The organism is Mycobacterium sp., from assembly GCF_035653355.1.
Lineage (GTDB): Bacteria > Actinomycetota > Actinomycetes > Mycobacteriales > Mycobacteriaceae > Mycobacterium.
In genome coordinates, this window is sequence record NZ_DASRBZ010000381.1 from 1 (window position 1) to 18441 (window position 18441).

Here is an 18441-nt window from a genome sequence, read left to right on the forward strand (position 1 = left end):
CGCTCACGCCGAATCGGTTCAGTAGTTGTTGCAGGTTTGGGCGACCTGCTCGATGGTTCCGTAGTACTGCGCACCCGCTGGGCTGGCCTGCAACTGCTGCAGCATCTGCGCGCGCTGAGGCGGCGGTGCGGCGAGGAATCGACGCAACGCGGACTGCGCCATCGGCGATGCATTGAATTGCGCGGCAGCAGCCGGATCTTGCGCGTTGAGCGCCGAGATCACCTGGGGGTAGGTACAGGTCGTGTTGACCGCTGGATCATCCGGTTGCGCAGACGCGAGCCCGGCCCCGGCGGACAACGCCAATGCCGCACCACCCACCGCGGCAGCCAGTCTCGTCAACGACAATGTAACCATTTACGAACACCTTTCAACGAATTCATCGCCGGACGTTTTGACGGCAACCATATCAGCTTAGCGGCTTACTGCCTTTGGCCAAGGCCACAGCAGCTATGCGGTATCTAAGAAGATTTCGTTGCAGCAGACACCAGAACTATGCCGACGCAGCCGGTATAATTAGCGCCCGCGCACGCTCGATCGCCAGCAACCCCGTTGAGGTGTTCGCTGGCAGCTGAATCGGCGAACGGCAAATGTCTCGCCGAGACCAACACTTCGTGGCTCGACCGCTATTAAGCCCGATATTGGCGGCACAGTCGCTTGACTAGTCGAAAAGGCTCACCGCTGCGAACTCGATAAGGCGGTAGCGACTGGTCTGCGTCCCGATTGACTCGTCCGCAAAAACGTCCGTAAGGTGCGCGTATGTCGCGCGACGCGATGGCGCGGGCGCTGGTGCTGGAGGCGCCGCGCCGCCTTGTGAGCCGCGAGTTTCCACTTCCGGTGGTCGGCGACGACGACGCCTTGGTGCGGGTGGCGGCCTGCGGGCTGTGCGGCACCGACCACGAGGAGTACACCGGAGATTTGGCCGGCGGGTTCGCGTTCATTCCCGGTCACGAGACCGTCGGGATTATCGACGTCATCGGACCGCGGGCAGCGCAGCGCTGGGGCGTGACCGCCGGCGACAGAGTTGCCGTCGAAGTGTTCCAGTCGTGCCGACAGTGTGTGAATTGCCTTGCCGGACAGTACCGGCACTGTGAACGTCACGGACTGGCGGACATGTACGGATTCATTCCCATCGATCGGGCGCCCAGTTTGTGGGGCGGATACGCCGAATACCAATACCTGTCGCCTGATTCGATGGTGCTGCCCGTGCCGGCCAACCTCGACCAGGTCGTGGCGACGTTGTTCAATCCGTTGGGCGCCGGAATACGCTGGGGTGCAACTCTTCCCGAAACCAGCCCAGGTGATGTGGTCGCGGTGCTCGGTCCCGGGATTCGCGGGTTGTGCGCCGCCGCAGCGGCCAACGATGCCGGCGCCGGTTTCGTCATGGTGACCGGCCTGGGGCCCCGTGATGCCGATCGATTGGCGCTGGCCGGGAAGTTCGGTGCCGACCTCGCTGTCGACGTAGCCGTCGAGGACCCGGTCGCCGCCTTAACGAAAGCGTGCGGCGGGCTGGCCGATGTCGTCGTAGACGTCACCGCCAGAGCGCCGGCGGCGTTCGCACAAGCGATCGCGCTCGCCCGCCCCGCCGGCACCATCGTGGTAGCCGGTACCCGAGGGTTCGGCAGCGGTGCCCCGGGATTTTCGCCAGACATGCTGGTGGTCAAGGAGTTACGGATCCTCGGTGCGCTCGGCGTCGACGTCACCGCGTACCGGGCGGCACTGGAGTTGCTTGCGTCGGGCCGCTACCCGTTCGAGAGCCTGCCCCGTCGCTGCGTGGGGCTCGACGATGTCGAGGACCTGGTTGCCACGATGGCCGGTGAGCGTGCCGGCGTGCCGCCCGTGCACGGAGTCATCACGCCGTGACCGATGCTCGGGTGCAACGTTTGCCGGTCGACGAGGCCAAGGCCGCTGCCGACGAAGCGGGCGTGCCGAACTACATGGCCGAGCTGTCCATCTTCCAGGTGCTGTTGAACCACCCGCTGTTGGCCCGCGCGGTCAACGACTTGCTGGCCAGCATGCTCTGGCACGGCTCCCTTGATTCGCGGTTGCGCGAATTGGTAATCATGCGCATCGGCTGGCTCACCGGATCGGATTACGAGTGGACCCAGCATTGGCGCGTCGCTCAAGGCCTAGGCGTCTCGGCCGACGACCTGCTCGCGGTACGGGACTGGCGCTGCTACGACGGGTTCGGGCCGGCTGAGCGGGCGGTGCTCGCGGCCACCGACGACGTGGTGCGCGACGGCGCGGTAAGCGCCGACAGTTGGGCCGCCTGTGAACGCGCGCTCGGCGCCGGCCCGGCCGTGCTCGTCGAACTGGTCACCGCGATCGCGGCCTGGCGGATGATTGCCACAATTGTCCAGAGTCTTGACGTGCCGCTGGAAGACGGCGTCGCCAGCTGGCCGCCGGACGGGCAAGCTCCGTAGTGCGCCGAGCGGCCACTTAATGCACGTATTCGTCGCGAACCCGTGTCATAACTGGCCACTCGGCGACGAAAGCGTTCACACGATGCGGTACGTCTGCACGGCGTGGGCGACGACATTGCCGTCGGCGTCAGTGGCGGTGATCTCGGTGAAGGTCAGCTCCTTACGCCGCCGCGCAGTGCGGGCGTGACACAGCAGGTCGCAGTGCTTGGCGGCACCGGTGTACTGGATGCTCATCGCGACCGTGGAAGCGCGCATCCCCTTGTCGAAGTCGTGGTTGGACCAGGCCGCCGCGGCGCCGGCGGTGTCCATCACCGACGCGATCACCCCGCCGTGAAAGTAAGTGCCGTCATTGGTCAGGTCTTCCCGGAACGGCAACCGGATGGCGACGTCGTCCGGCTCGTAACGGTCGAACACCAGACCGAGGCCGGCCAGAAACGGCGTCGTCAGCATCAGGTCACGCACCGCCTGGCGGTGCTTGCGCTGCTCCTGCTCGGTCAAGCCCATGGCCCGCACCCTATCGCACGTGATTGACACGTCAATCAATAACTCGATAGCGTCATCGGACATGCGAACCCGGGTGGCCGAGCAACTCGGCGTGGAGTTCCCGATCTGCGCGTTCAGCCACTGCCGCGACGTCGTGGCGGCGGTGTCCAACGCCGGCGGATTCGGCATCCTTGGCGCTGTCGCACACAGCCCGCAGCGGCTGGAGACCGAGCTGACCTGGATCGAGGAGCAGACCGGCGGCAAGCCATATGGGGTGGACCTGCTCCTGCCGCCCAAATACGTCGGCGCGGAATCCGGCGGGATCGACGCTCAGCAGGTGCGTGCGCTGCTGCCGGACGAACATCGCGCGTTTCTCGACGACCTGCTCGACCGCTACGGAATCCACAGCGCGCCAGGGCCTTTTCCGCCCACTGCGGGGTTGAACGTGTCGCCTAAGGGCTATCAGCCGCTGCTGGACGTCGCCTTCGCCCATAACATCCGGCTGATCGCCAGCGCGCTGGGCCCGCCGCCACCGGACCTGGTCGCCCGCGCCCACGACAATGACGTCCTGGTGGCCGCTCTGGCCGGCACGACACAACACGCGCTGCGCCACGCCGCGGCGGGCGTCGACCTGATCGTCGCGCAGGGCACCGAGGCCGGCGGCCACACCGGCGAGGTGGCGACGATGGTGCTGGTGCCAGAAGTGGTCGACGCTGTGGCGCCAACACCCGTTTTGGCCGCCGGCGGGATCGCCCGCGGCCGCCAGATCGCCGCCGCTTTGGCCCTGGGCGCCGAGGGGGTGTGGTGCGGGTCGGTATGGCTGACCACCGAAGAAGCCGAGACGCCCGCCGTGGTGAAGGACAAGTTCCTGGCCGCCTCGTCGTCGGACACTGTGCGGTCGCGGTCGCTGACCGGTAAACCCGCCCGCATGCTGCGCACCGCCTGGACCGAGGAATGGGAACGGCCCGGCAGTCCAAAACCGCTGGGCATGCCGCTGCAAAGCGCGCTGGTCGCCGACCCGCAGCTGCGGATCAACCAGGCCGCCAGCCAGCCTGACGCCAAAGCCCGCGAGCTCGCGACCTACTTCGTCGGCCAGGTGGTCGGTTCACTGCACAAAGTGCGGCCTGCGCGGTCCGTAGTGCTCGACATGGTTTCGGAGTTCATCGATGCGGTCGGCCAGCTCGAGCAGCTGGTCGAGCGGTGAGCACGGCAACCCGACGTCGGCGCGCGGTCAGCGACGAAGACAAGTCCGCCCGCCGCGACCAGATCATGGCGGCGGCCAAAAAAGTGTTCGCCCGCAAGGGGTTTCACGCCACCACCATCGCCGACATCGCCAAAGAGGCGGGGCTGGCCTACGGGTCGATCTACTGGTATTTCGACTCCAAAGACGAGTTGTTCCACGCCCTGATGGCTGTCGAGGAGCAGGCTTTGCGTGCACATGTCGCGGCCGCGGTCACTGCTTCCGCCCTTGCCGGGCTCGACGCGTCGTTTCGCCCCGCCGTGCAGGCGACGTTCGAGTTCTTCGAGGCCGACAAGGCGACTGTCAAGTTGCTGTTCCGCGACGCCTATGCACTCGGGGACCGCTTCGAAAAGCACCTCGGCGGTATCTATGAACGGTTCATCGACGACATCGAAACCTTCATCGTCGTCGCCCAAGAGCGCGGCGAGGTGGTCGCGGCCCCACCGCGGATGGTGGCCTATACCCTCGCCGCGCTGATCGGTCAGCTGGCACACCGGCGGCTCTCCACCGACGACGGTGTCACCGCCGCGGACGTCGCCGACTTCGTGGTGTCGCTCGTTCTCGACGGCCTGCGGCCTCGAGATGGGTGACCTCAGATTCGTGGTGATCGGCGCCGGGATGGCCGGCGTGCTGTCCGCCGTCAAGCTGCGGGAAGCGGGTTTCACCGACATCACGGTGTACGAGAAGGCCGTCCGGCTCGGCGGCACCTGGCGGGAGAACACCTATCCGGGCATCGCCTGCGATGTGCCGTCGCACCTATACACCTATACCTTCGCGCCGAACCCGGAATGGAGCCATGCGTTCGCGCCCGGACCGGAGATCCTCGGCTATTTCGAGAGCGTTGCGCACCGCCACGGCGTCGACGAGCTGATCCGCTACGGCAACGAAGTCCGCCGCATGGAATACGTCGGAAAGCGTTGGCGCATAACGACTTCCACCGGAGAGCGCGACGAGGCCGACGTTGTCATCGCCGCCACGGGGGTCCTGCATCACCCGCGCTACCCCGACATCGAGGGACTTGACCGGTTCGTGGGCAAACTGTTCCACAGCTCGCGCTGGGACCACAGCGTGCCGCTGGCCGGTGCGCGGCTCGGCGTGGTCGGCACTGGCTCCTCGGCGGTCCAGATCGTCGGCGCCGTCACCGACACCGTGGCTGAGCTGCGCCTGTTCCAGCGCACCCCGCAATGGATCCTGCCGGTGCAGAATCCGCCCATCGACGAGGCCGACCGGGCCCGCTATCGCGCCAACCCGTCGCTGCTGAGAAAGCTTCGCGCCGAACTGAACGCCGGCTTTGTCCAAAGCTTCGCCAATGCGGTCGTCGACGCGGACTCGCCTGCGCTCATGCAGCTGCAACAGGCGGCCTCCGCCAATCTCGAGGACAACGTGGCAGATTCTGTGCTGCGGGAGAAGCTGCGGCCCGACTACCGGGCCGGCTGTAAGCGGTTGATCATCTCGCCGAATTTCTACGACGCCATTCAGCGGCCCAACGCCCGCCTGGTCACCGAGCCCATCGCCCGGGTCGAGCCGGAGGGCGTCCGGACCCTCGACGGTGAACTGCACCGGCTTGACGTGCTGGTGCTGGCGACCGGATTTCGCGTGGACCGCTTTCTGCGGCCGATCGATGTGGTGGGCCGCGATGGGGTGCGCCTCAACGACGTGTGGGCGCAGCGGCCAATCGCCTACTTGTCGGTGTCGGTTCCGGACTTTCCCAACCTGTTCATGCTTAACGGTCCCAACGGGCCGGTCGGCAATTTCTCGCTGATCGACGTGGCCGAGGCGCAGTTCGGCTACCTGATGCAGCTCATCGAGGTGCTGGCCGACGGCCGCTACCGGGCGATCAGCGCCAGCCGCGAGGTCACCACCCGCTTCGAGGCCGCGCGAGCGGAGGCGGCCAAGAAGACGGTGTGGGTGACCGGTTGCCGAAGCTGGTATCTCGACGACCGCGGACTACCGGCCGTGTGGCCGTGGAGTTTCACTAGGTTCCAGGACGTCATGACCCGCCCTGACCTGCGAGAATACGACCTCGTGTGACGGCTGTTCAGGTGTCGTTAACGTAAAGATACCGTCAATTCACTGACACGCTGGTCCGGATTGAATTGACCTGACCAAGTTGTTCCTGCATCATCGGATGCGTAAGCACCTCGTTAGGTGAGGCGGCTACACGGACATAGGCCACTGACCCTGAACGTCGAGAGACGCCCCGGGTCAGGACAGCTCTTCCCGGCTTAAGGGTTGAGCCCAAGTGGCTTCCGGAATTCCGGACACGCCGTGTGGTGTCGAAGCTCTAACGAGAGGGGTGCGGTCACCGACATTCGTCGGGTCTGTACTCCTGCAGTGCACGTGGATTGTGCGGTTATCCGCACCTGGCGTTGCCGTGAGGAGGTGAGGGACGAATGAGTTCCAGTGAGAGTCCGGACCGATATCCGGGTCCTGTTTCGTCCCGATCCGGTCTCCGGCACGCCGCCTCCAGCTGAATCGGCTTGACGCGCGCGTTGCCCAAGAGCAGGGAACTGCTCGGAACCAGCGGGACGGAACATCAAGTCCCAACAAAAACCGCTTGATTTCCGTCTAGGAGGCAACCATGACCGCTGTTCTGTACGACGAGGTGGTGACCACCGCGCCCGGCCCCCGGCTGACGGCAGCGCCGAAGCTGACCGTGGCGCCTGCGCCGAAGGACACCACAGCGAAGAAGGTGTCGCGGGACGTCACGTCCGACCCTTTCGGCGGGGGCGACCCGTTGGTCACCGGGGCCGCTCGCTTGCTGAGCATTCCGCTGCGTCACCTGTACGCGGCGCTGTGGCGAGTGGGACTGCTTGAGGTGGCGTAGTCCGATGACTGCCGAGCGATCCTCCTCCCCAGGCCGCTAGTTGCCAGGTCGCTGACTCTTTGGTCCAGCGCCTGGCAACTCGCATTTTCGCTTCATTGTGGTTGAGCAGCTAGGACGCGACGCGCCGGTCATCATTGGTTGCCTCCATGATCGGCGTGCCGCGTTCTAGGCAGAGGAACCGTTTATCAGCGCGGTCAGACCTTGGCGGTACGCGGCGAGGCTGTGGCGCCAGGCGATGTCGATCGCTCCGCCGCTGTCGACATCGATCTCAGCGCCGACATGCACATACGGCGACGGCGGTACGTGCGGCACGATGTCGAGGAAGTTCACGACGCGAAAACAGCTTTCGATAGCGGCGTTGAACGCGATCGCGAAATCGTTGAACCCGACGCGGGGCCCGGCAAAGGTGATGAGCCGCGGCTCGATGGTGTTTGGCGGCATGTTGGGGAAGATGTCCGGGGCGGCGAGCACGCTCAGCGCGGCGCCCAGGCTGTGTCCGGTGACCAGGATCTGATCACAGGCGGCGGTTGCGGTCGCCAAGTTCACTGCGATGCTGTCGCGGACGAGTTCGTAGACGGCCAAAAAACCGGCGGCGACTTGTCCGAACCCGGCGACCGGCGCGTATCCGGTGGGGACGGCGTCGAAGTCGGCGAGCCAGTCGGCCAAATCCGCGCTACCCCGAAACGACACGAACGCGGTGTGAGTGGCGGCGTTGTGGCCCATCAGACCAAAGATGGTGGTGTCCTTGGTCATCGCCACCACCGCGGGATGGGGGTCGGTCATCGCGGTGAGCAAGGCACCGTCAGCTCGGATCAGTGCCGTCTGCACGAATCCGGTTGGCAGGGTGGGGGTACTTCCGTCCATCACGCTGTAGGCGGCGACCGCCAACGGCAGGGCCACGTCGCGAGCGAACACCGCGTCGAACGCCACGCGCCGCAGTGTAAGAGGTGGCCCGCCGGAATCGACGCAACTCGCCAGGTTTTCGCAGTAGCGTTGAATACCACGATGGCGACCGATCTCACGCTCTACATAGACGACGAGCCCGGTGAGCTGGCCCGGGTCGGCGACGTGCTGGGTAAGGCGGGCGTCAACATCGCCGGCCTGTGCGCCCTGAGCAGCGGCGGGCAGTCTGAGGTGCACATCCTGGTCTACGACGCCACGCCCGCGTTCGAGGCATTGCACGACGCCGGAATCAAGATCGCCGAGGAGCAGGAAGTCATCGTTCTTGACATACAAGACCGTCCGGGTGCGCTTGCCGAGGCGATCCACAAGCTCGGTACCGCGAAGGTCAATCTGGAAACGGCCTACCTGGCCACCGAGACCCGCTTGGTGCTCGGCGCGGACAACCTGGCCGACGCGAAGGCCGCACTGGGCTGACTGCCGATTTGGCGCCGCCCGTAGAATTGGGATCAACGGCATCGATCCGGCTATCACCGGGGAGCCTTCGGAAGAACAGCCAACCAGGCTCAGTAGAACCGAACGGGTAGGCCCGTCACAGCCGTCATTGAGCGGTCGCGCATCAGCGCGGCAAGCGGGGTGGTACCGCGGCGCTCGCGCATCATGCGCGGCGTCGTCCCCGGGCCTGACAATGGCACAGGAGACGACGCAGTGACGGAGCACAGCTATCCCAAACTGGGCAGCGGGGCACCCGACTTCCCGGCGTTGGAGCTTGAGGTCCTCGGCTATTGGGCCCGCGACGACACGTTCCGCGCCAGCATCGCGCGGCGCGCCGACGCCCCGGAGTACGTGTTTTACGACGGGCCGCCGTTCGCCAACGGCCTGCCGCATTACGGGCATTTGCTCACCGGCTACGTCAAGGACATCGTGCCGCGCTATCGCACCATGCGCGGCTACAAGGTGGAGCGCCGCTTCGGCTGGGACACCCACGGGCTGCCCGCAGAACTCGAAGTGGAACGCCAGCTCGGCATCACCGACAAGTCGCAGATCGACGCGATGGGCATCGCCGCGTTCAACGAGGCCTGCCGCGAATCGGTGTTGCGCTACACCGATGAATGGCAGGCCTATGTCACCCGCCAGGCCCGGTGGGTCGATTTCGACAACGACTACAAGACACTCGATCTGCCCTACATGGAGTCGGTGATCTGGGCATTCAAGCAGCTGTGGGACAAGGGTCTGGTCTACGAGGGCTACCGGGTGCTGCCGTATTGCTGGCGTGACGAAACCCCGTTGTCCAACCACGAATTGCGGATGGACGACGACGTCTACCAGAGCCGCCAGGACCCGGCGATCACGGTCGGATTCCGGGTTCCCGACGGGGAATTGGCGGATGCGTACCTGTTGGTGTGGACGACGACGCCGTGGACGTTGCCGTCCAACCAGGCGGTGGCCGTCAACCCCGACGTGACCTATGTGCAGGTGCGGGCGGGGCAGCGGCGGTATGTGCTGGCGGAGGCGCGGCTGGGTGCCTACGCCCGTGAGCTCGGCGACGAGCCGGAGGTGCTGGGCCGCTATCGCGGCGCGGATCTGCTAGGTATGCCGTATCTGCCGCCGTTTCCCTATTTCATGGACTCGCTCAACGCTTTTCAGGTACTGCCCGGAGACTTCGTGACGACCGAGGACGGCACCGGGATCGTGCACATGGCGCCGGCCTACGGCGAAGACGACAAGGATGCGGGGGACAAGGCCGGCATCGTGCCGGTTACCCCCGTCGACAGCAACGGACGCTTCGATTCCACCGTCCCGGACTACCAGGGCCAGCACGTGTTCGACGCCAACCCGCACATCATCCGGGATCTCAAAAACGGCACCGGCCCGGCCGCCGCCAACGGTGCGGTGCTGCTTCGGCACGAAACCTACGAGCACCCCTACCCGCACTGCTGGCGCTGCCGCAACCCCCTGATCTACCGGGCGGTGTCGTCGTGGTTTGTGAAGGTCACCGAATTCCGGGACCGCATGGTCGAACTCAACCAGCAGATCACCTGGCATCCCGAGCACGTCAAAGACGGCCAGTTCGGCAAGTGGCTGGAAAACGCGCGCGATTGGTCGATCTCCCGAAACCGCTACTGGGGCACGCCGATTCCGGTGTGGGTCTCCGACGACCCCGCATATCCGCGGATCGACGTCTACGGCAGCCTCGACGAGTTGCAATGCGACTTCGGTGTCCGGCCCGACAATCTGCACCGGCCGTACATCGACGAACTCGTCCGGCCCAACCCCGACGATCCCAGCGGGCGTTCGACGATGCGGCGCATCCCGGACGTCTTCGACGTGTGGTTCGACTCCGGATCGATGCCGTACGCGCAGGTGCACTATCCGTTCGAGAACCGCGAGTGGTTCAACAGCCACTACCCTGGCGACTTCATCGTCGAATACATCGGACAGACCCGCGGATGGTTCTACACCCTGCACGTGCTGGCCACCGCACTGTTCGACCGGCCCGCCTTCGAAACCTGTGTCGCGCATGGGATTGTGCTGGGCTCAGACGGACAGAAGATGAGCAAGTCGCTGCGCAACTATCCCGACGTCAACGAGGTGTTCGACCGCGACGGCTCCGATGCTATGCGCTGGTTTTTGATGGCCTCGCCGATTCTGCGGGGAGGCAACCTGATCGTCACCGAGCAAGGCATTCGCGAGGGTGTGCGCCAGGTACTGCTGCCCTTCTGGAACGCCTACAGCTTCTTGGCGTTGTATGCACCGAAAGTCGGTGTGTGGCGCACTGATTCGCCGCATGTGCTGGACCGCTACATCCTGGCCAAGCTGGCCGCGCTGCGCGGCGATCTCACAGATGCCCTTGATACCTGCGACATCTCCGGTGCGTGCGAGCAGCTGCGTCAATTCACCGAGGCGTTGACGAATTGGTATGTGCGACGCTCACGGCAACGGTTCTGGGACGAAGACGCCGACGCGATCGATACTCTGCATACCGTGCTGGAGGTCACCGCTCGGCTGGCGGCGCCGCTGCTGCCGTTGACCACCGAGGTGATTTGGCGCGGCGTCACCGGCGAGCGGTCGGTGCACCTGACCGACTGGCCGTCGGCTGACGCGCTGCCGGCCGATGCCGGGCTGGTTGCTGCCATGGACCAGGTCCGGGAAGTGTGCTCGGCGGCGTCGTCGCTGCGCAAGGCCAAGAAGCTGCGGGTACGCCTGCCGCTGCCGAAATTGACTGTGGCTGTTGACGATCCGCAGCGCCTGGAGCCGTTCACCGATCTGATCGCGGACGAGCTGAACGTCAAGAAGGTTGAACTGACTGACGACATCGGCCGCTACGGTCGTTTTGAGCTCACTGTCAACGCCCGGGTGGCCGGACCACGGCTGGGCAAGGACGTGCAGGCTGCCATCAAGGTGGTTAAGGCGGGGGAGGGCGTCGTCAACCCCGACGGCACACTGACCGCCGGACCGGCAGTGCTACAACCGGACGAGTACAGCTCGCGGCTGGTGGCCGCCGACCCTGAGTTCACCGCCGCGCTGCCCGACGGTGCCGGGCTGGTGGTGCTGGACGGCACGGTGACACCCGAGCTGGAGGCCGAAGGCTGGGCCAAAGATCGCATCCGCGAGCTGCAGGAGCTGCGCAAGTCGACCGGGCTTGACGTCTCCGACCGCATCAGCGTGGTGCTCTCGGTGCCTGCCGAGCGCGCCGAATGGGCGCGGACGCATCGCGACCTGATCGCCGGCGAAATCCTCGCCACCAGTTTCGATTTCGGCGATCCGGGGCCGGAGGCCGCGGAGATTGGCGACGACGTCCGGGTGGCGATCGCTAAGGCTTAGCCTCGTCCCTGGGTAATCGAAGTGCGCGGCGCGCGTACGGCCAGAACGGCATCCCGGCGAGCACCGTGCCGCCTGCGGCGATGAGACCGACCGCCACGTCGACGCTCTCGCGTCCCTCGGCCTGCCAGTAGACGTCCTCAAGGTCGAGCAGCAAGGCCAACTCGTCGACGATCATTGCGTTGGCCACGCCGAACGCGACGGCCGCCAGAGGGTGGCGCCGTTGTTCGTCCGACCCGCGCAGCCCCACCGCGCCCACGGCGGACAGCAATACAATCCCGAGGTTGTAGTGGTGAAAATGCCTGCTGCCCAGTTTGATACCGCCGCCGGACGGGCCATGACCGGCGTGAATCCAGTGGGTGAGCGCCCTGAGTCCGGTGAAGGTGAGAGTGAAAGCCGCCCAAGCCAGCACGGCGGAACGTTCGTCGGACTCGAGGTGTTGCAGCCATTCTTGACGCAGCCGCGACCATAGTGTCGATTGCTGCGGACTCATCAGCCGCCCTTCACCGCACACCAGCGCAGCCTGCCGCCGTTGGTGTCGACATGGACATTTTCAAAGCCAGTGCGCCGCAACCGGTCCGGAAAGGTGGCGGGCGACACCGGGTTGCAGGTGTCGCGGAAATGCAAGATCCGGAATGGGATTGAGGCCGCGCTGTCGCTGCCCACGAATACCCCACCGGGCCGCAGCACGCGAAACGCTTCGGCGAACAGGCGATCCTGCAGTTGCGCTGTGGGGATGTGGTGCAGCATCGTGAAACACACCACCGCGCTGAACTCGCCTTCGGGCAAACCGGTGTCGGTGCCGTCGCCGTGGATGATCTGTGCCCGGTTGCCGTAGGCGTCACGCAACCGCTCAGCCATTGTCTTATCGATCTCGACCGCGGTGTAACGCGGGGCTTTGTCGATAAGCACCCGGATGTTGGCGCCGTAACCCGGGCCGATCTCGAGCACGTTGTCGCCGAGGTCGACATCGCCGAGCGCCCACGGCAGCAGCTGATTCTCCACAGTCGTGGCCCAGCGGTTGGAGCTGCAGAACACCCGGTGACACAGGTTCATCGCCATGAACCCTGACGCTAGCGCAATAGCATCGGCGGTTGTGAACTCCCGCTGGGTGCTGCACCTCGACATGGATGCGTTCTTCGCGTCCGTCGAGCAGCTCACCCGGCCGACGCTGCGGGGCCGGCCGGTGCTGGTCGGTGGTCTCGGTGGCCGGGGCGTGGTGGCCGGCGCCAGCTACGAAGCGCGGGTGTTTGGTGCCCGGTCGGCGATGCCGATGCACCAGGCGCGCCGGCTGGTCGGCATCCACGCGGTGGTGCTGCCGCCGCGCGGTGTGGTGTACGGGGTGGCCAGCCGTCGGGTGTTCGACACCGTGCGCGGCGCGGTGCCAGTCGTCGAACAACTTTCCTACGACGAGGGATTCGCAGAGCCGCCTGAACTCGCCGGCGCCTCGGCGCCCGACGTGGAACGGTTCTGCGAGGACCTGCGTGGCCGGGTCCGCGGCGAAACCGGCCTGATCGCCTCGGTCGGTGCGGGCTCAGGCAAGCAGATTGCCAAGATCGCGTCCGGGTTGGCCAAACCCGATGGCGTGCGGGTGATCCGGCGCGCCGACGAACAGGCACTGCTGGCCGGATTGCCGGTGCGACGGCTCTGGGGCATTGGCCCGGTCGCCGAAGAGAAGTTGCACCGCCTCGGTATCGAAACTATCGGAGAGCTGGCCGCGCTGACCGACGCGGAGGTTGCCAACATCCTGGGTGCCACCATCGGGCCGGCCCTGCACCGATTGGCCCGCGGCATCGATGAGCGCCCGGTCGCCGAACGCGCCGAAGCCAAGCAAATCAGTGCGGAGTCCACCTTCCCGACCGACCTGACCAGTCTTGAGCAGTTGCGGGAGGCCGTCGGGCCGATCGCTGAGCACGCGCATCGGCGGCTGCTGCGCGACGGTCGGGGAGCGCGCACCGTCACGGTGAAGCTCAAGAAGTCCGATATGAGCACGCTGACCCGCTCGGCCACGCTGCCATACGGCACCACCGATGCCGCCGCGTTGTTAGCGGTGGCCTTGCGGCTGCTGCTCGATCCGCGCGAGATCGGCCCGATTCGCCTACTGGGCGTCGGGTTTTCGGGTTTGACCGAGTTGCGCCAGGAGTCGCTGTTTCCCGACCTCGAGCTGTTCGGCGAGATGACGGCACCCGATCAGCGCGTCGACACGTCCCCGGAGGTGCCACACGCGGCGGAGTGGCGGATCGGCGACGACGTCAAGCACCCCGAGCTCGGGCACGGCTGGGTTCAAGGCGCCGGACACGGCGTCGTCACAGCGCGTTTCGAGACCCGGGGCTCCGGCCGCGGCCCCGCGCGCACCTTCCCGGTCGACAGCATCGAACTCAGCCGTGCCAATCCGGTCGACAGCCTCGACTGGCCGGAGTACGTCGCCGCGTTGTCAGAGCAGACGGCCGACGATGTCGCCGATCGGTAGTTTCGCGGCCAACGCCGCCATCAGCAGTACCCGCGCCTGACTGGGGGGCAGTCCCGGCACCATCACGGCGCCGGCATCGACCAGGTCGCGGCCCGGACCGTATGCCGGCCTGACCCGCCCGCCCGCAACGCGCGTCGACACCGCGATCACGACCCCGTCCCGGCAATGGCGACGCACCCCGTCGATCACCGCCGCCCCGACATTACCGGAACCCAGCGCTTGCAGCACAACCCCGCGCGCGCCCGCGGCCACGCACGCATCCAGCGCCACTGCGTCACTTCCCGGGTAGGCCGCCACGATGTCGACTCGCGGAGCCGCGGCGGCGCTCAAGTCGCCGAGGTGACGGCGTGCTTTGCGGCCGGTAATGCTCACTTCGCCATTGGCGACTGCGCCGAGAAGCTTGCCGGCGAAACCGTCACCGCTGGCCACCTTGTACAGGCCCAACGGCTGGAGCACCCGGCCCGTGAAACACACCAGCAGGCCGAGGTCACGGGCGTGCGCGCTGTCTGCCAGCGCCAGCGCGTTCCGCAGGTTGGCCGGACCGTCGGCGTCAGGGTCATCGGCACTGCGCAGCGCGCCGGTGAGCACCACCGGCGCGGGGCCGGCATACGTCAGATCCAGCCACAACGCCGTTTCCTCGAGCGTGTCGGTACCGTGCGTGACGACCACACCTTCGGCGCCGCCCGCGGCCGCCGCTTGGACCGCGTCACGGATGCGATCCCAATCGGCGGGCACCAACTGCGAGCTGTCGAGGGTCATCAGATCCACGACGTCGACGTCCAGCCCGGCCGTCAGCTCGGCGCCGCTGCGGGTCGGGCGCCGCACACCGTCGGCGTCGGCGCTGGTAGCGATCGTTCCGCCGGTGGTGATGACCGTGAGTCGGTTCATGCTGGGATGATAGGGACGTGCCTGAGGAACCAACCCGATCGGCCGAGCCGGCGCCGGCAGCGGACGCTGATGGCGGCGCACCGCCGCGACGGCTGCGTCTGCTGCTTTCCGTGGCGGCGGTCGTGCTGGTGCTCGACATCGTCACCAAGGTGCTCGCCGTCGAACTGCTGACTCCCGGGCAGCCGGTGTCGATCATCGGCGACACCGTGACCTGGACGTTGGTGCGCAACTCCGGGGCCGCGTTTTCGATGGCGACCGGATACACCTGGCTGTTGACGGTGATCGCGACCGGTGTGGTGATCGGCATTTTCTGGATGGGGCGCCGCCTGGTGTCGCCGTGGTGGGCTATCGGCCTGGGCATGATCCTGGGCGGAGCGATGGGCAACCTGGTCGACCGGTTCTTCCGGTCACCGGGCCCGCTGCGCGGTCATGTCGTGGACTTCCTGTCGATCGGCTGGTGGCCGGTGTTCAACGTCGCCGACCCGTCGGTGGTCGGCGGGGCGATCCTGCTCGTCGCGCTGTCGGTGTTCGGGTTCGACTTCGATACGGTCGGCCGGCGTACGCGCGAGGACCTTTCCGACACACCGCATGAGGCCGACCAGCCTTGACAACCACCGGCGACGATGCAGAGCGAAGCGATGAGGAGGAGCCGGGATTGACGGGAACCCGTTCGATGCCGGTCCCCGAGGGATTGGCGGGTATGCGTGTCGACGCGGGGCTGGCGCGCCTGCTGGGGCTGTCACGCACCGCGGCGGCGGCGCTGGCCGAAGACGGCGGTGTGGAGGTGGACGGCGTACCGGCCGGCAAAGCCGACCGGCTGACCCCCGGCACGTTGTTGCATGTGCGGCTGCCCGACGCGCCGGCGCCGGTGGAAAACACGCCGGTCCACATCGAGGGCATGACGATCCTGTATTCCGACGACGACATCGTCGCGGTGGACAAGCCGCCCGGGGTGGCGGCGCACGCCACGGTGGGCTGGACCGGGCCGAGTGTGCTCGGCGGGCTGGCGGCCGCCGGGTTCCGGATCACCACATCGGGAATCCATGAGCGGCAAGGCATCGTGCATCGCCTCGACGTCGGCACCTCCGGAGTGATGGTCGTGGCGCTCTCCGATCGCGCCTACACGGTGCTCAAGCGCGCGTTCAAGCAGCGCACAGTCGACAAGCGCTACCACGCGCTGGTGCAAGGCCACCCCGATCCGTCCAGCGGCACCATCGACGCGCCGATCGGCCGGCATCGCAGCCACGACTGGAAGTTCGCGGTAACCAAGCATGGCCGGCACAGCCTCACCCACTACGACACCATCGAAGCCTTCGTGGCGGCCAGCCTGCTCGACGTGCATTTGGAAACCGGGCGCACGCACCAGATCCGGGTGCACTTCGCTGCGCTCCATCACCCCTGCTGCGGCGACCTGACCTACGGCGCGGACCCGAGGCTAGCCAAAAAGCTTGGGCTAGAACGTCAATGGCTGCACGCCAGGTCGCTGTCGTTCGCACATCCGGCCGACGGGCGACAGGTGGAGATCGTCAGCCCCTATCCGCCGGACCTGCAACACGCGCTGGATGTGTTGCGGGCAGAGGGGTGATCACGCCGGCTTGCGGGCTTCGATCAGCGTCCGCGTCGAGTAGGTGACGAAAGGCCCATCGGCCGCAATGCGGTTGTGCAATTCGCGCAGCCGCTCGCGATAGCGGCCGACGGTGAAGTCCGGGACCGTCCAAACGACCTTGCGCAGAAAGTAGATCACGGCGCCGACGTCGAAGAACTCCACGCGCAGCCGCTCCATACGCAGATCGACGATGTCTAGTCCGGCGGCTCGTGCCTGTGCGCGTTCAGTGTCCGGTTCCCGCTGTGCCCCCGCCTCCGGGCGCGGCCCGACGAAATACTCGACCAACTCCGACACCGTCGCCGGACCGATGTGCTGGGCGAAGTAGGTGCCGCCCGGCTTTAGCACCCGTGCAATTTCGGACCACAACACCGAGACCGGATGACGGCTGGTCACCAGGTCGAACGCAGCGTCGGCGAACGGCAACACCGGCTCGTCGGTGGTCGCGACGACCACCACGCCGCGCGGGTGCAACAACTCGGTGGCCCGCGCCAGGTTGGGCGGCCACGCTTCGGTGGCCGCCATCGTCGGCGGAAACTTAGAGGCGCCGGACAGCACCTCGCCCCCACCGGTCTGCAAGTCGACCGCCGCCGACGCGCCGGCCAAGCGTTGGCTCATCAATCGCTGGTAGCCCCACGACGGTCGTTGTTCGGTTGCTCGGCCGTTCAGCCAGGAGAAATCCCAGCCCTCAACGGGTGCCGCGGCGGCCTCGGCCACCAGATCGTCAAAGCTTTGGGACATGCAGGCATTGTGGCCGATGTCGATTAGCCGCCGTCTCGCTCGTCATACCCGTGACACCATCGACCACGGAAAGGAACCACCATGCAGTACTGCCTGCTCATGCACTACCGGGAAGCCGCCGACGCCGGCGTCACCGAGGAAGACATGGCGCGCGGACGGGCGGCCTTCGCCAAATACGCCGACGACCTGGATGCCGCCGGGGTGCTGATCGGCACCCACGTCCTGCAGCCTGTCGCCGCCACGACGACCTACACCGCACGCACCGGCACCCCGCAAGTGCAAGACGGTCCATTCGCTGACACCAAAGAACGCCTCGCCGGGGTGTTCGTCATCGAGGTGCCTGATCTGGATGCGGCGTTGTCGTGGGCCAAGCGCTGCCCGGCCGCCGATTGGGGGTCGATCGAAATCCGTCCCGTCGCGGTGACCTACGCCAGCGGCAAAGGGTGGTACCAGCCCTGACCGAGGCGCAGCTCCGGGTCGCCGAGCTGGTTCGCACCTCCTATGGTCGCCTGCTGGCGCTGCTGGCCGCGCCCAGCGGCGACATTCCCGCCGCCGAGGACGCCATCGCCGACGCGCTCGAGCGTGCGTTGGATCGGTGGCCCGCTAAAGGAATACCAGGCAACCCGGAAGGATGGGTGCTAACCGTGGCGCGCAACCGTCTTCGCGACCGCTGGAAGTCACACGCCTACCGGATGACCAGCTCCCTCGTCGAAACCCACGAGCGCACAATGGAATTCGACCATGAGCCGGACGCCATTCCCGATCGCCGGCTGGAGCTGATGCTGGTGTGTGCGCATCCGGCGATCGCCGCGGACTGCCGCACCCCGCTGATGCTGCAGACAGTGCTGGGTGTGGAGGCGGCGCAAATCGCCAGGGCGTTCGGCGTGCCCGCTGCCACGATGGCCCAGCGCCTGGTCCGCGCCAAACGGCGCATCCGTGACGCCCGCATCCCATTCGTCGTGCCGGACCGCAGCTGCCTCGACGAGCGCTTGCCCGCCGTGCTGGAAGCCGTCTACGGCGCGTACGCGGTCGACTGGCAGGCCCCGG

20 protein-coding genes and 1 riboswitch are annotated in these 18441 nt (G+C 66.6%); of the genes, 13 read left to right on the plus strand and 7 right to left on the minus strand.

Features of this window, described 5'->3' with window-relative positions; all coding sequences use genetic code 11:
- Window positions 1–18: 18 nt before the first annotated feature.
- Window positions 19–354 (minus strand): hemophore-related protein, encoded by a 336-nt coding sequence (locus VFA16_RS13170; protein WP_324968241.1) that lies wholly within the window; start codon window positions 352–354, stop codon window positions 19–21.
- A 402-nt stretch (window positions 355–756) separates the two neighbouring features.
- On the opposite strand from VFA16_RS13170, the gene VFA16_RS13175 reads away from it, so the two are divergent.
- Window positions 757–1860, plus strand: coding sequence for a zinc-binding dehydrogenase (locus tag VFA16_RS13175; RefSeq protein WP_324968242.1), 1104 nt, complete (start codon window positions 757–759; stop codon window positions 1858–1860).
- Window positions 1857–2420 (plus strand): carboxymuconolactone decarboxylase family protein, encoded by a 564-nt coding sequence (locus VFA16_RS13180; protein ID WP_324968243.1) that lies wholly within the window; start codon window positions 1857–1859, stop codon window positions 2418–2420. Before VFA16_RS13175 ends, VFA16_RS13180 begins: the two co-directional genes overlap by 4 nt.
- A 75-nt stretch (window positions 2421–2495) precedes the next feature.
- On the opposite strand, the gene VFA16_RS13185 is transcribed toward VFA16_RS13180, so the two are convergent.
- Window positions 2496–2924, minus strand: a complete 429-nt coding sequence (locus VFA16_RS13185) for a PaaI family thioesterase (RefSeq protein ID WP_324968244.1) — start codon at window positions 2922–2924, stop codon at window positions 2496–2498.
- A gap of 61 nt (window positions 2925–2985) precedes the next feature.
- On the opposite strand from VFA16_RS13185, the gene VFA16_RS13190 reads away from it, so the two are divergent.
- The 4 genes from VFA16_RS13190 to VFA16_RS13205 all read left to right on the plus strand — a co-directional run bounded on the left by VFA16_RS13190 (window position 2986) and on the right by VFA16_RS13205 (window position 6970).
- Complete coding sequence (locus tag VFA16_RS13190; RefSeq protein ID WP_324968245.1) at window positions 2986–4107, plus strand: nitronate monooxygenase family protein; 1122 nt, start codon at window positions 2986–2988, stop codon at window positions 4105–4107.
- Window positions 4104–4733, plus strand: coding sequence for a TetR/AcrR family transcriptional regulator (locus VFA16_RS13195; protein WP_324968246.1), 630 nt, complete (start codon window positions 4104–4106; stop codon window positions 4731–4733). Before VFA16_RS13190 ends, VFA16_RS13195 begins: the two co-directional genes overlap by 4 nt.
- Window positions 4726–6174 (plus strand): NAD(P)/FAD-dependent oxidoreductase, encoded by a 1449-nt coding sequence (locus tag VFA16_RS13200; protein ID WP_324968247.1) that lies wholly within the window; start codon window positions 4726–4728, stop codon window positions 6172–6174. Before VFA16_RS13195 ends, VFA16_RS13200 begins: the two co-directional genes overlap by 8 nt.
- Window positions 6175–6276: 102 nt before the next feature.
- Window positions 6277–6446: riboswitch (M-box (ykoK) riboswitch) on the plus strand.
- Window positions 6447–6724: 278 nt separating this feature from the next.
- Entirely contained in the window at window positions 6725–6970 is a 246-nt protein-coding gene (locus VFA16_RS13205) for an Rv1535 family protein (RefSeq protein WP_324968248.1), read from the plus strand.
- Window positions 6971–7135: 165 nt separating this feature from the next.
- Here the strand turns inward: VFA16_RS13205 and VFA16_RS13210 are convergent, their stop codons facing one another.
- Window positions 7136–7900 carry a lipase family protein gene (locus VFA16_RS13210; protein ID WP_324968249.1) on the minus strand — a complete coding sequence of 255 codons (765 nt, stop codon included), beginning with the start codon at window positions 7898–7900 and terminating at the stop codon, window positions 7136–7138.
- A 75-nt stretch (window positions 7901–7975) separates the two neighbouring features.
- On the opposite strand from VFA16_RS13210, the gene VFA16_RS13215 reads away from it, so the two are divergent.
- Together VFA16_RS13215 and ileS are read left to right on the plus strand one after the other, a co-directional pair.
- Complete coding sequence (locus VFA16_RS13215) at window positions 7976–8347, plus strand: amino acid-binding protein (RefSeq protein ID WP_324968250.1); 372 nt, start codon at window positions 7976–7978, stop codon at window positions 8345–8347.
- 231 nt (window positions 8348–8578) lie between these two features.
- The gene (gene ileS / locus VFA16_RS13220) at window positions 8579–11695 is read left to right on the plus strand and encodes an isoleucine--tRNA ligase (protein WP_324968251.1); all 3117 of its coding nucleotides are present in this window, start codon (window positions 8579–8581) and stop codon (window positions 11693–11695) included.
- Here the strand turns inward: ileS and VFA16_RS13225 are convergent.
- On the minus strand, window positions 11685–12185 hold the full coding sequence (locus tag VFA16_RS13225; RefSeq protein ID WP_324968252.1) for a hypothetical protein: 501 nt from the start codon (window positions 12183–12185) through the stop codon (window positions 11685–11687). The two genes, ileS and VFA16_RS13225, sit on opposite strands and share 11 nt — an antisense overlap.
- The gene (locus VFA16_RS13230) at window positions 12185–12754 is read right to left on the minus strand and encodes a class I SAM-dependent methyltransferase (RefSeq protein ID WP_324968253.1); all 570 of its coding nucleotides are present in this window, start codon (window positions 12752–12754) and stop codon (window positions 12185–12187) included. Before VFA16_RS13230 ends, VFA16_RS13225 begins: the two co-directional genes overlap by 1 nt.
- A 49-nt stretch (window positions 12755–12803) precedes the next feature.
- On the opposite strand from VFA16_RS13230, the gene VFA16_RS13235 reads away from it, so the two are divergent.
- Window positions 12804–14162, plus strand: coding sequence for a DNA polymerase IV (locus VFA16_RS13235; protein ID WP_324968258.1), 1359 nt, complete (start codon window positions 12804–12806; stop codon window positions 14160–14162).
- Here the strand turns inward: VFA16_RS13235 and VFA16_RS13240 are convergent.
- Window positions 14127–15050 carry an asparaginase gene (locus tag VFA16_RS13240; protein WP_324968254.1) on the minus strand — a complete coding sequence of 308 codons (924 nt, stop codon included), beginning with the start codon at window positions 15048–15050 and terminating at the stop codon, window positions 14127–14129. The two genes, VFA16_RS13235 and VFA16_RS13240, sit on opposite strands and share 36 nt — an antisense overlap.
- A 17-nt stretch (window positions 15051–15067) precedes the next feature.
- Here VFA16_RS13240 and lspA point away from each other — a divergent pair, with 17 nt between their 5' ends.
- Both lspA and VFA16_RS13250 read left to right on the plus strand, forming a co-directional pair.
- A complete protein-coding gene (gene lspA, locus VFA16_RS13245; protein WP_324968255.1) occupies window positions 15068–15658 on the plus strand; it encodes a signal peptidase II in 591 nt (196 codons plus the stop codon).
- Between the two features lie 65 nt (window positions 15659–15723).
- Complete coding sequence (locus VFA16_RS13250; protein ID WP_324968259.1) at window positions 15724–16635, plus strand: RluA family pseudouridine synthase; 912 nt, start codon at window positions 15724–15726, stop codon at window positions 16633–16635.
- Here the strand turns inward: VFA16_RS13250 and VFA16_RS13255 are convergent, their stop codons facing one another.
- Window positions 16636–17394 carry a class I SAM-dependent methyltransferase gene (locus tag VFA16_RS13255; protein ID WP_324968256.1) on the minus strand — a complete coding sequence of 253 codons (759 nt, stop codon included), beginning with the start codon at window positions 17392–17394 and terminating at the stop codon, window positions 16636–16638.
- 81 nt (window positions 17395–17475) lie between these two features.
- Between VFA16_RS13255 and VFA16_RS13260 the strand changes: the two genes are divergently transcribed.
- Window positions 17476–17853 carry a YciI family protein gene (locus tag VFA16_RS13260; protein ID WP_324968257.1) on the plus strand — a complete coding sequence of 126 codons (378 nt, stop codon included), beginning with the start codon at window positions 17476–17478 and terminating at the stop codon, window positions 17851–17853.
- A 50-nt stretch (window positions 17854–17903) separates the two neighbouring features.
- On the plus strand, window positions 17904–18441 hold a 538-nt coding region (locus VFA16_RS13265; protein WP_324968260.1), incomplete at its 3' end, for a sigma factor-like helix-turn-helix DNA-binding protein.